The organism is Dysgonomonas hofstadii (assembly GCF_014196915.1).
Lineage (GTDB): Bacteria > Bacteroidota > Bacteroidia > Bacteroidales > Dysgonomonadaceae > Dysgonomonas > Dysgonomonas hofstadii.
Genome location: NZ_JACIEP010000006.1, coordinates 1 through 11,503, shown reverse-complemented (window position 1 = coordinate 11,503; position 11,503 = coordinate 1). Strand labels below are relative to the sequence as shown.

At 40.1% G+C, this 11,503-nt stretch carries 11 protein-coding genes; 5 read left to right on the top strand and 6 right to left on the bottom strand.

From position 1 onward, the window contains the following. Window positions 1-3: 3 nt before the first annotated feature. Together GGR21_RS09160 and GGR21_RS09155 are read left to right on the top strand one after the other, a co-directional pair. Window positions 4-408 carry a GNAT family N-acetyltransferase gene (locus tag GGR21_RS09160; protein WP_183306915.1) on the top strand — a complete coding sequence of 135 codons (405 nt, stop codon included), beginning with the start codon at window positions 4-6 and terminating at the stop codon, window positions 406-408. 86 nt (window positions 409-494) lie between these two features. Further along, window positions 495-1,943 (top strand): alpha-amylase, encoded by a 1,449-nt coding sequence (locus tag GGR21_RS09155; RefSeq protein WP_183306914.1) that lies wholly within the window; start codon window positions 495-497, stop codon window positions 1,941-1,943. A gap of 70 nt (window positions 1,944-2,013) precedes the next feature. Here GGR21_RS09155 and GGR21_RS09150 read toward each other — a convergent pair whose 3' ends face one another. The 3 genes from GGR21_RS09150 to GGR21_RS09140 form a co-directional block, all read right to left on the bottom strand. Continuing rightward, window positions 2,014-2,631: an FKBP-type peptidyl-prolyl cis-trans isomerase gene (locus GGR21_RS09150; protein ID WP_183306913.1), complete on the bottom strand. Its 618-nt coding sequence runs from the start codon at window positions 2,629-2,631 to the stop codon at window positions 2,014-2,016. 100 nt (window positions 2,632-2,731) lie between these two features. Beyond that, window positions 2,732-3,916, bottom strand: a complete 1,185-nt coding sequence (locus GGR21_RS09145) for a MalY/PatB family protein (RefSeq protein WP_183306912.1) — start codon at window positions 3,914-3,916, stop codon at window positions 2,732-2,734. Window positions 3,917-4,243: 327 nt separating this feature from the next. After that, window positions 4,244-5,197 (bottom strand): diacylglycerol/lipid kinase family protein, encoded by a 954-nt coding sequence (locus GGR21_RS09140; protein ID WP_183306911.1) that lies wholly within the window; start codon window positions 5,195-5,197, stop codon window positions 4,244-4,246. A gap of 667 nt (window positions 5,198-5,864) precedes the next feature. Between GGR21_RS09140 and GGR21_RS09135 the strand changes: the two genes are divergently transcribed. The 3 genes from GGR21_RS09135 (at window position 5,865) to GGR21_RS09125 (ending at window position 8,701) form a co-directional block, all read left to right on the top strand. After that, the gene (locus GGR21_RS09135) at window positions 5,865-6,086 is read left to right on the top strand and encodes a hypothetical protein (RefSeq protein ID WP_183306910.1); all 222 of its coding nucleotides are present in this window, start codon (window positions 5,865-5,867) and stop codon (window positions 6,084-6,086) included. Window positions 6,087-6,635: 549 nt separating this feature from the next. Beyond that, entirely contained in the window at window positions 6,636-7,247 is a 612-nt protein-coding gene (locus GGR21_RS09130) for a bacteriophage terminase small subunit (protein ID WP_183306909.1), read from the top strand. Window positions 7,248-7,417: 170 nt separating this feature from the next. Next, a complete protein-coding gene (locus tag GGR21_RS09125) occupies window positions 7,418-8,701 on the top strand; it encodes an L-cysteine desulfidase family protein (protein WP_183306908.1) in 1,284 nt (427 codons plus the stop codon). A 63-nt stretch (window positions 8,702-8,764) separates the two neighbouring features. Here GGR21_RS09125 and GGR21_RS09120 read toward each other — a convergent pair whose 3' ends face one another. The 3 genes from GGR21_RS09120 to GGR21_RS09110 all read right to left on the bottom strand — a co-directional run bounded on the left by GGR21_RS09120 (window position 8,765) and on the right by GGR21_RS09110 (window position 10,970). Continuing rightward, window positions 8,765-9,157 carry an HIT family protein gene (locus GGR21_RS09120; RefSeq protein ID WP_183306907.1) on the bottom strand — a complete coding sequence of 131 codons (393 nt, stop codon included), beginning with the start codon at window positions 9,155-9,157 and terminating at the stop codon, window positions 8,765-8,767. Between the two features lie 6 nt (window positions 9,158-9,163). Further along, window positions 9,164-9,631 (bottom strand): transcription elongation factor GreA, encoded by a 468-nt coding sequence (gene greA, locus GGR21_RS09115; RefSeq protein ID WP_183306906.1) that lies wholly within the window; start codon window positions 9,629-9,631, stop codon window positions 9,164-9,166. Window positions 9,632-9,797: 166 nt separating this feature from the next. Continuing rightward, complete coding sequence (locus GGR21_RS09110) at window positions 9,798-10,970, bottom strand: TlpA disulfide reductase family protein (protein ID WP_183306905.1); 1,173 nt, start codon at window positions 10,968-10,970, stop codon at window positions 9,798-9,800. Between the last annotated feature and the right edge of the window lie 533 nt (window positions 10,971-11,503).

Sequence of the window (11,503 nt, the reverse complement as noted above, 5' to 3'; positions counted from 1 at the left end):
CCTATGATAATAAATGAAGTCCCATACGAGGATGTTCTTATTTTAAGAAAGGACGCGATGTATCCCGACAAGGATATTGATTTTGTGAAACTGCCGGATGATAATATGGGACTGCATATCGGAGTTTATGAAAATGATGTACTGGTTTCCGTTATGTCTGTTTTTCTACATGGACGTGAGGTTCAGTTTCGCAAGCTGGCTACCCGGACAGATGAACAGGGAAAAGGCTATGCATCTGCTCTAATGCAGTGGTTGACAGATTATGCCAACGATATGAAATTTGATAAGCTTTGGTGCAATGCCCGTGTCAATGCAACCGGCTTCTATGAGAAATTCGGATATAAAGAGACAGATGATCGTTTCTCTAAAAACGGTTATGATTATGTCGTAATGGAAAAGATATTTTAATCTTTTACTTCATCCATACATAAACCTTTTTCCGTTTCTGCTTGTTTAAGAAAGGAAAATTTACGCAAACTAAAGGCTATAAAGGAATGAAAAATGGCGTATTGATGCAGTATTTTGAGTGGAATCTGCCCAACGACGGGAATTTATGGAAACAGTTGAAAGCCGATGCTAAACATTTGAGCGAGATCGGGATTACCGCAGTCTGGATTCCCCCGGCATATAAAGCTGACGAACAACAAGATGAAGGTTATGCAACCTACGATCTGTTCGATCTGGGCGAATTCAATCAGAAAAATACTGTCAGGACTAAATACGGGATGAAGCAGGAATTGAAGGAGATGATCGGTGAACTGCATAAATACAAGATATCGGTCTATCTGGATGCTGTGATGAATCATAAGTCGTGGGGCGATTTTACAGAGCGTTTCGAAGTGGTGGAGGTCAATCCAAAAGACCGTACCCAAGCAATCTCGAAGCCATTTGAGATACAAGGATGGACAGGTTATAACTTTCCCGGACGTGATAATAAATATTCCGATTTTCAATGGCACTGGTATCATTTTTCGGGTACAGACTATAATGATGCTGCGAAAAAGAGCGGTATATTCCAGATACAAGGTGAAAACAAGTCATGGAGTGAAGGGGTAGATGCCGAAAACGGGAATTACGATTTCCTGTTAGGCAACGATCTCGACCTGAATCATCCGGAAGTGATAAAAGAACTGAACTTTTGGGGTGTGTGGGTATCTAAAGAACTGAATCTGGATGGCATGCGTCTGGATGCGGTTAAGCATATGAACAGTTCGTTTGTTAAACAGTTTCTCGAAGCTGTAAGGAAGGAAAGAGGAAATGATTTTTATGCAGTAGGCGAATATTGGAACGGAGATCTGAAAACATTGGATAACTATGCAAAATCGGTTGAAGGCTCTGTCGACCTGTTCGATGTGCCGCTACATTATAATCTTTTTGCCGCTTCTGAACAAGGGAAGAAATATGATATGCGGAAACTCCTGAATGACGCATTGGTTGTTTCTCATCCGGAACTGGCGGTAACATTTGTAGACAACCACGATTCGCAGGCGGAGAGCTCTCTTGAATCACAGATTCAGGATTGGTTCAAACCGTCGGCTTACGGATTAATCTTGTTGATGAAAGATGGATACCCTACTATTTTTTATGGTGATTATTATGGGGTGAAGGGAAAGAAATCCCCTCATAAGCTTATTATTGACATAATCTTAGATGCACGCCGGAAATATGCATATGGTAATCAGGTGGATTATTTTGATCATCCCGCTACGGTTGGATTCGTGCGTATGGGTGATAAAGACCATCGGGATTCGGGTTTGGCTCTGTTGATATCGAACGGAGAAGATGGAGATAAGAAAATGAATGTAGGTAAAGAAAGGGCAGGGGAGACATGGTTTGAGCTTACCGGAAATATCAAAAAAACTGTGACCATAGATGAAAACGGAGATGGCGATTTTCTTGTACAGGGAGGAAATCTGGCCATTTGGGTGAAGAAAGCAAAATAAATAATAATACCATAATAAAAAAAGACAGGTTTCTGATGAAGCCTGTCTTTTACATTTATATCATGTTCGATTAGTGTCCGCCACAACCACAGCCTGATCCGCATCCACCGGCTCCGGCCATTTCTTTTTCACTTCCGCATCCACAAGAATCACCTTCCTCGTCTCCGCAACCACAACCTGATCCGCAGCCACAACCTCCCTGTGGGGCAAACAATGCTGCGATTTCTTCCGGAGTAGATTCCCTTACAGTAAGAACTTTTCCGCTGAAGTTCAACGTTTCTCCTGCAAGCGGATGATTGAAGTCCATTTTCACGATATCGTCCTTCACTTCTACAACAGAACCATTCAGACGGTTACCGTTAGTGTCCATCATAGGTACCATATTTCCTTCGAAAATAACTTCTTCGTTCAGTTTTCCGTCTTGTTCGAATATATTGCGAGGAAGATCAACGATAGCTTCGTCATCGTATTCTCCGTATGCTTCATCAGGAGTCAGTACAAAATCGAAAGAATCACCTTCCGCCAGACCGTCAAGATTTTTTTCAAAAGCCTCAAGCATGGAGTTTGTTCCATAGATAAATTCAAGAGGGTTTTCTGACGTTGCTTTTTCCATCAGTTCACGTTCTTCACCTTCACCCACATTCAGGTCGTACGATAAAGAAACAAACTTATTAGTTGAGATTTTCATTTTAAGTATTTGTTTGTTTAAATTAATAATTCAAGCCTACCAGACTTATTGTTTTTCTTTTATATGACAATAACCGTGCCCAATTTTGGATAAAACAAACTCAGGGACGTATATGTTTTGATTCGAATGCCTTTTTAAGATTATCCAACGCTTTTTCAATATTGGCTTTTGGCGTACCTATATTTATGCGCATATAACCTTTCCCTTCTATACCGAACATTACACCATTGTTGAGCGCCAGTTTGGCATCATCGACAAACAGCGATACCAGTTTTTCCTGCGATAGTCCCAATTCCCGGCAATCGAGCCAGATAAGGAACGATGCCTGTGGAAGCATGGCTTTTATCTGTGGTATGTTAGCTTTCAGATATCCGTCCACAAAGGTAATATTTTTCCAGAGATAATCCTTTGCTTCGGCGAGCCATTCGTCTCCATTATCGTAAGCGGCCTGTGCAGCCAGATAGGCGAATATATGTCCTTCCTGTAATTCGCTTCTTTCCAGATAAGCATGGAATTTTTCCCTTAATTCATTATTTGGAATGACAGAGAATGAACTGACTATGCCCGCTATATTGAATGTTTTGCTGGGTGCCATGAATGTGATACTGTTTTGTGCCGCTTTGTCAGAAACGCTGGCAAAGGGTATGTGCCTGTGCGGTGCAAAAGCCAGGTCGGAATGTATTTCGTCGGAAATGACAAGTATGTTGTTATTGTAACAAATTTCGGCAATATCAGCCAGTTCCTGACGAGTCCATACTCTTCCTCCCGGATTGTGAGGGTTACATAATATCAATATACGGCATGACGGATCTATTATTGACTTCAGACCCTCTATATCCATCCGGTATTGTCCGGCTTCCAATATTAACGGATTGTCTGCAACAATTCGTTCGTGCATAGTTGGCACAATGCGGAAAGGATGGTAAACTGGTGGTTGTATGATGACTTTATGGTCTTTTGACGAAAAGCAGTCGATAGCAAAGGCAATTCCTTTTACTATACCGGGAATAAAGGATATCCATTCCTGTTCGGGTTTCCAGTTATGATGACGGTTTACCCAATTAATAATAGCGTCATAATATTCCTGTCCGGCTTCGGTATATCCGAATATTCCGTGTTTAGCTCGTTCGATAATGGCTTCGGCAACAGCCGGAGGCGACTTGAAATCCATATCGGCTACCCATAGGGAGATAAGGTCGGGGTTTCCGTAGCGGGGACCTAAAGCATCGGTCTTGATGGCATGGGTACCCCTGCGGTCTATTATTTCATCAAAATTATATTTCATCAAAGAAGGTTATTTTTATGATTGTGAGCAAAGATAATTCATTTATTACAGCTAATAGTTGATATTTTTGCTTTTCGTGTTAAATAAATTTTATTATTTATTGATACGAATTATATGGATCAGTTGATTGAGAAAAACAAAGGTTTGTTTTTTTTCAACTTTTGTCTTGATACAAAAGTTACAAAAGATCAAGGCTGCAGTCCTCACAGACCCACCAAAGCATTTTTACATCCTTTTTTTGCTTAGGAAAAAAGGATGACAAGTAATCTTTGATTACGCGCAGTAAAATCGAACAATTAAATATGATAATAATCAGTGATCACACTTTTATGAAAAAGCGCCTGCTATTCTCATCAGTATTTCCTGTGGATCCAATGGATTCTTTTTAGGCGGGTCTTTGGGAACGAGAACTTTTAGTCCCTGTGGAATGATCTTTACATTTATTTCTTTTCCCATTTTCACCGGATCGCCATCGATATGCATCAAACCCTCCTTTTCACGTTTGATAGTAACCTCATTGGTTACAAGCTCTATCATCTTGCTATTTTCATCTATTTTTTTAGCGAAAAGTTGCAAAGAGGTCTGAGCAACGTCGAGTATCGACAACGGTTTCAGTATGGCTATATTCATCATTCCGTCCTGAATATCGGCATGTGGGGCTATATGGGCATTGTATCCATATTGAGAAGCATTTGCGCAGGTTACAACAAAGGCTTCATCTTTTATTGTGCCTTCGGGGCAGATGATTTCGTAAGTTTGAGGTTTTTGCTTGAAAAACATTTCCAGCATATTTTTAAAGTACATCAACGATCCCCTGTTCTTTTTGCCCGAAGACATGGCTGCCACTTCGGCGTCGAACCCTACACCGCAGGTACAAAAGAATATGCGGTCGTTCACTTTGCCATAATCAATGGAGATAACATTTTCTTCTGTCAGCACACTCAATGCCTTCTTTACTTCGATGGATATATTCAAATCACGGGCAAGTCCGTTGCCAGAACCTAACGGTAATATTCCCAGCGCAGTGTCGGAGTCAACCAAGGCACGAGCTACTTCGTTGACAGTGCCATCTCCCCCGACTGCAATCACATAGTCGGCTTTCTCCTTCACGGCCTGTTGCGCGATTTCCGATCCGTGTCCTGCATAACCGGTAATAAATATGTGTACATCAAACAAATGAGCGTCAAATGTATCAGCTATCTTATGCGGGAGATTCTGTTTCGATGAAGTCCCCGATTTCGGATTGATTATAACGTATACTTTCTTTTTCTGGCTGTCCATTGCGTAGAAGAAATGGTTTGGAACACAAAAGTAACATATTCACAAGCATAGACCAAATGTTTGTGTTGAATTAGGAAAGTATATCATATAAATTAATTGATTTTTTTAACTAATTTTGACTTGTGGGGGGATGAGTAAAGACGAAATGCCGGATGCAGGCATAGATTTACTTAAAAAGTAGGACTTTATTAATTTAGAAAATATGTTGAAATTACTACCCGTTGTATTCGTTATTGTATGTGTCGTCGTTGGGTATTTAGTCCGGTTTCAGGGACCGGTTTTTTATGTAATACTTTTGATAACGATTGTTGTTTCTCTTTTTATCCTGATAAAGGGAAGAAAAAAGTTGGAATAAAAATCTATATTCGTTGAACTCATCTTGACTTTTTCAATACAGAGTAAAAAAGATTCTGTCTGTAAAACATCAATTAAGAGTCTGTTTAAATATCAATCTGTTATAAATTTCTCTTGTGAACTTCGTTTAAAACTTTGTGTTCTTAGTGGTTAAACCGTCTTTTTTACCACAAAGTACACAAGGAATTATGCCAATCAGTAGTTGAAATTATTAAGATTGTGAAAAATAATCGTTCAATTTTTTACTGCGCGTAATCAAAGATTACTTGCCATCCTTTTTTCCTAAGCAAAAAAAGGATGCAAAAATGCTTTGGTGGCTCATCCTTCATGCGACCCGTTACAGGCTCAGGGACTAAACCAAATAAACTCGCCTGCGGCTCAGACAGTATTTGGTTTCACGCCCCTTTCACCTGACGGATGCCCCGCACTACGGACTAATGCCACTGGGCGGACGCCTGACAAGGCAGAATATTCTTCTCGCCGCATTGCGCCCCGGGCATACGTTCCGCAGGCGGGGCACCCAATCCGGCAGTGAAGGCGTAGAACAAAAAGCTGTTCGAGCTTACACATAAGATTCGTATTTAGCCCTGCTGATGAGCGAGTTCTTTTTGTTCAGCCGTAACGGCGGTTTTGGGTCGCCGAGGAATGCAGCCTTGATTTTTTGTAACTTTTGTATCAAGACAAAAGTTAAGAAAACAAGCCGACAGGCACGTTAGTAAAATTGAACTGTTAAATCTAACTACTGATTCACATGAATTAATAAAACACACTTATGTACAGTGAATTGCATTGCATCCTTTGTGTCGAATTCACGTAAATAATATACTCTTTTTTCGACTTAAAGGGAAAAACTCCTTTAACTCTTTTGACTCTGTGGTAAAAAATAAAAAGTCGGGATGATTTCGTTTGTATAAGACTATATGAATGATACCATATATTCTTTAGTAGCTATATTTAATATCTTATCATAAAGATTCATCAAATTAAGAATTAATTATCTATAGGGAAAAACGGCCCCCTAACCCCGAAGGGGAAATTAGCCTCCCCTTGGGGAGGTGGGAGGGGCTCTTAATTCTTAATCATTATGGCAAAATACAACGAAAAACTGGTGTCCCGCATCGAAAGGCTCATCGAAGCCGACCTGTACACAATCTCCGAGATATGCACGGCTATGAAGATCAGCCGAAATACGTTCTACTATTGGAAAGAAAAGAATCCCGATTTCAGACGCAGGGTAGACGAAGCCGAAGAACGTCGCGACGATGAACTGGTGAAAATAGCCCGCTCGTCACTGAAGAAAAAACTGACGGGATATACAACCATCGAAGAGCATTGCACCTATCAGCCTGCGGTCAGCAACCCGTCGGTTATGATCCTGAAAAAGAAAGTGGTGAAAACCAAACAGAAAGACCCCGACCTGAGGGCGATAAACTATGTGCTGGAACGGGAAGAGAAACGCAAAGAGAAAGAAAAACAGGAAAAGCCGAAACTACGGCAGCAAATTATTTATGTAAATAACCAGCATGAGGCCGACTTGTTTATTAAACTGGATAAGCACCTGAACGGGGAGGACAGCCAGGTCATCAGGATGGCGACGAAGGAAGAAAGGGAGAGGATCGAGAATGAAGAGCCCCCTTTAGTTCCCCCGGCGGGGGAAAACAGGTCCTCCCCTGCGGGGAGGTCAGGAGGAGCTTGATTTTGTAAGGTTTGTCAGGTTTTTGTTAAAAAAGTTCTTGACTACTTAATTCCTCTGACTACTTTAACTACTATTTTTTGAATAGCCTGTTAATTTTATTGAGTTTATATCAAAAAGATAATGATAATCAATGTATCTTTGCTTTAATATATAGTTAATTGGATAATACTATGCTTTCAAAGTTAGAGATAGATCAAATTGTCAGTCTTGTAAAAAAAGAAGTGGTTCCAGCCATTGGTTGTACCGAACCTGTCGCCGTATCGTTATGTGTGGCCAAGGCCACAGAAGTATTAGGGTGCCTGCCCGAAAAGATCAAAGTCTATCTGAGTGCCAATATTCTGAAGAATGCGATGGGAGTGGGAATTCCCGGCACCAAGATGGTCGGATTGCCCATTGCTATTGCCCTGGGGACATCTATCGGCAAAAGTGAATATGGTTTGCAGGTATTGAAAGACCTGACTCCTGCCGATGTGGAAAGGGGGAGAGAATATATTTCCGGGAAACGGATTGAGATCGCTTTAAAAGAAGATATTGAAGACAATTTGTATATAGAGGCGCATTGTTTAAGCGGAGAAGACGAAGCTATTGCTGTTATAAAAACCTCGCATACCAACTTTTCATATATCTCAAGGAATGGTGAGATTCTTCATGAGTGCAGTCTGAAAGGGGATTGCAAAGCAGCAGAAGATGAGATAGCCCTTTCTTTTTCGAAGGTATATGAATTTGCAACCACAGTCCCGATAAAAGATATATGCTTTATCCTAAAAGCTGCGGAACTTAACCGTGCAGCAGCCCGCCTCTCGTCGGAAGGCAGTTACGGGCATAATGTTGGTAAGACTGTAAGTGGCAAGCTGGGGAAACAAATATTCGGCGATTCTGTGTTGTCGCATATGATGTCTTATACGGCTGCAGCCTGTGATGCACGTATGGACGGAGCTATGATACCCGTGATGAGTAATTCGGGCAGTGGTAATCAGGGGATAACGGCCACACTTCCGGTTCTGACCTATGCCGAAGATATTAAGGCCTGTGAAGATGACCTTGTCAGGGCGTTAATGCTGAGCCACCTGACAGTCGTGTATATCAAGCAAAAACTGGGACGTTTGTCAGCCCTTTGCGGATGTGTGGTTGCTGCTACGGGAGCCAGTTGTGGTATTACCTATCTGATGGGAGGAAGTTACGATCAGATAACTTTTGCCGTAAAAAATATGGCCGCAAACATTACAGGTATGATCTGCGACGGCGCAAAACCAAGTTGTGCCCTGAAAATATCGAGCGGAGTATCAACGGCAGTATTATCGGCGATAATGGCCATGGAGGACGGAGTCGTCAGTTCTATGGAGGGTATTATAGACGACGATGTGGATAAGACTATCGAAAACCTTACCAGCATAGGAACTATCGGGATGCAGGAAACCGATAAGCTCGTATTGAAAATAATGACAAGCAAATAGCTATAAGAAAAAAGACCGGCTTACTCAAAGCCGGTCTCTCATATATTGTGTATGAGACAGGACTTATATGTTATCCCTTATTTTCTGTGCTATAGCCTCAAACTCGGCCTGTTCCAGCTTTAGTTTGCGATTAGACAAAAGCATATCCGATTCCTTATTTATAGGAATCAGGTGGATATGTGCATGTGGAACTTCCATGCCCAGCACCATTACACCTACGCGTTTGCATGGCACGGCTTTCTCTATAGCTTTGGCTACTTTCTTGGCAAAGACATTGAGTTCTGCAAGGGTAGCATCGTCCAGATCATAGATGTAGTCCACCTCCTGTTTTGGTATAACTAATGTATGACCTTTTGCCATAGGGTTGATGTCGAGGAAAGCAAAGAACTTATCGTTTTCTGCCACCTTGTAAGACGGAATCTCGCCGGCTGCTATCCTGCTGAAAATGCTTGCCATAGGACTTTAAATTGAGATGTTTACAATTTCAAAGTTCATAATGCCGGCAGGAACCTTTATTTCGGCCACATCGCCAACTTTCTTGCCCATCAGTCCCTGAGCGATAGGAGTGCTGACAGCAATCTTATTTTCTTTCAGATTGGCTTCGCTCTCAGCAACCAGGGTGTAGGTCATCTGCTGGTTGTTCTTCGTGTTACGGATGGTAACCTTGTTAAGTATCTGCACAACGTCTGTCCCAATAGATTCTTCATTGATCAGACGAGCATTTGCCAACAGATTCTTTAACTGCGCAATTTTTGCTTCCAGCAGTCCCTGAGCTTCTTTGGCAGCATCATATTCAGCATTTTCAGACAGGTCGCCTTTATCGCGCGCTTCTGCTATTTGCTTCGAAATAGAAGGTCTTTCGCTTTCGAGAGCAGCGATGTCTTCTTTTAATTTTTTGTAACCGTCTTCGGTCATGTACGTGATAGCCATGGTAATTTTAAATTAATTGGTGACTATATATCTTTTTGATTAATTAAAGCGACAAAAAGAAAAAGAATCCTTGCCCTCAGAGGCCAGAACTCCTTTTCCTTTTCAGATCGTTGTAAGCAAAGATAAGGGATATTTTTTATACTTTCAAAATATTTTTCTTATCTTTTTATAATAATCTTTGAACTTCTTTGTCTATATCATCGTTCGAAGACAGCCTTTTTACAATGTCTCCGTTCTTGTTAAGAATAAAAGTAGTTGGTACTCCCTGTATATTAAATTTGGTAACGAGCGCAGATGTCAGAGATTTTGCATCCCTTACACATATCCAGGGCAGATTAATCGCACTGTTTTTCCATGCATGCATATCTGTGTCGAGCGACACCTGATAGATTTCAAGCTTTCCTCTGTATTTTGTATATATATTATTCAGCGCAATATTATGTGCCGGAGAAAACTCTGTCTGATACGCAGTAAAGTCAAGTATAACAACTTTTCCTCTTAAAGAGGAGGTGCTTATTTCCTTATCATTGATATCTGGTAATGAAATCTCATAATAGACATTGTCTTCTGCAGCTTGCGTATTTTCCAGCTTCTTCAAGGTCTCTTCCTGTCCTGCAAGTTTGCGTACTTCAGCAAGCGCTGAAAGAGTGAAGGTTTTTAAATGGGCCGATCGCGGCGATTTTGGCTTATACTGATCCCATACGGTAGCTAAGGCTTGGAATGCTCCGATGTCTTTTTTGTCGTAAGGATCAAATATCAGATAATTGTCTACTTTCTGGAATAAAGCAAAATAAGATGCCAGGCTGGTATAATCGGAAAAGATCATATCTTTGGCCTTTGTTTTATATTCATCTATAGCCTCTTTGAAAGATTGCAGGTATTCATCGTCGGATATTTCTTTCTTTTCGTATTTGTTATCTAAATCGGAAAGAGCCTGACTTAGTTTATTCTGAGCTAATACAACCTCCTTTATTTTTACTGAAGCGTCGGAACCTTCGATCGTATAATCCATGGCAAAGGTTTCTTTCGGAGCTTTTACTATGATTGTTTCGGTCGAGTCTATAGCCAGATTTATTCTTTGGCCGTTCAGTCTTAACAGATAGAACTCCGGGTATTCGAGAGCATCTTCTTCGAATTTGAAGTTTCCGTCTTTATCCAGTTTTATGGAATCGATAACAGTTGTCTCGGTTAAAGTCCTTCTTTCCAGATAAAGCATTGTTGTGTCAGCATTTGTTATTGTGCCTTCAATTGAGAATTGAGGATTTTTATCTTTACAGGAAAAAAGAATACAGCATGTGGCTATAAGAAATATAAACTTTGATAAAGAAGACGTTTTCATGTATATCTGTTTTTATATTATATAATGAGCAGCAAAGATATTAATTATAATCAAATTTGATAAAACTTGGATTTTTTTATTTCATATTTATCTATATAAAAAGAGTCAGGGAATTGTTTGTGTTCTGCGTTTTTATTTTAATTAAATAGTAAAATTTGAAAAAACAACTTTCATAATGTTGTCGCTAAATATTAAGAAAAATATAGTTTGGATAAAAGATAAATTCTTTTCTTTCTTTATTTTATGTTTAACAACATATTGTGATATAGGTATTTAGTTTATATGTCTAATATTGTTCTGAAATAAAAATAAAAAAAGGCTATAAAATATTTGGAAGGGATTGAATAGTTTTCTACTTTTGCACCCGCTTTGCTCCTTAATGGAGTCATGAAATAGGGATGAAATAATGGATTTTTAAGTAAAGCGGGCGATCTTTGAAAAGAAATGACAACAACATCCAAGAAGTGTAGTACTGGGAAGGATTATATTATCATGATTAGAGATTTATAATTTTTAATTCACAATTCATAATT

What these genes read in the sequence shown, in the direction of transcription:
- GGR21_RS09140 (WP_183306911.1), bottom strand. Translation starts at nt 5,197, where the DNA reads ATGGACAGCCAGAAAAAGAAAGTATACGTTATAATCAATCCGAAATCG.
- GGR21_RS09125 (WP_183306908.1), top strand. Translation starts at nt 7,418, where the DNA reads ATGCTTTCAAAGTTAGAGATAGATCAAATTGTCAGTCTTGTAAAAAAA.
- GGR21_RS09145 (WP_183306912.1), bottom strand. Translation starts at nt 3,916, where the DNA reads ATGAAATATAATTTTGATGAAATAATAGACCGCAGGGGTACCCATGCC.
- GGR21_RS09150 (WP_183306913.1), bottom strand. Translation starts at nt 2,631, where the DNA reads ATGAAAATCTCAACTAATAAGTTTGTTTCTTTATCGTACGACCTGAAT.
- GGR21_RS09110 (WP_183306905.1), bottom strand. Translation starts at nt 10,970, where the DNA reads ATGAAAACGTCTTCTTTATCAAAGTTTATATTTCTTATAGCCACATGC.
- GGR21_RS09130 (WP_183306909.1), top strand. Translation starts at nt 6,636, where the DNA reads ATGGCAAAATACAACGAAAAACTGGTGTCCCGCATCGAAAGGCTCATC.
- GGR21_RS09160 (WP_183306915.1), top strand. Translation starts at nt 4, where the DNA reads ATGATAATAAATGAAGTCCCATACGAGGATGTTCTTATTTTAAGAAAG.
- greA (WP_183306906.1), bottom strand. Translation starts at nt 9,631, where the DNA reads ATGGCTATCACGTACATGACCGAAGACGGTTACAAAAAATTAAAAGAA.
- GGR21_RS09120 (WP_183306907.1), bottom strand. Translation starts at nt 9,157, where the DNA reads ATGGCAAGCATTTTCAGCAGGATAGCAGCCGGCGAGATTCCGTCTTAC.
- GGR21_RS09155 (WP_183306914.1), top strand. Translation starts at nt 495, where the DNA reads ATGAAAAATGGCGTATTGATGCAGTATTTTGAGTGGAATCTGCCCAAC.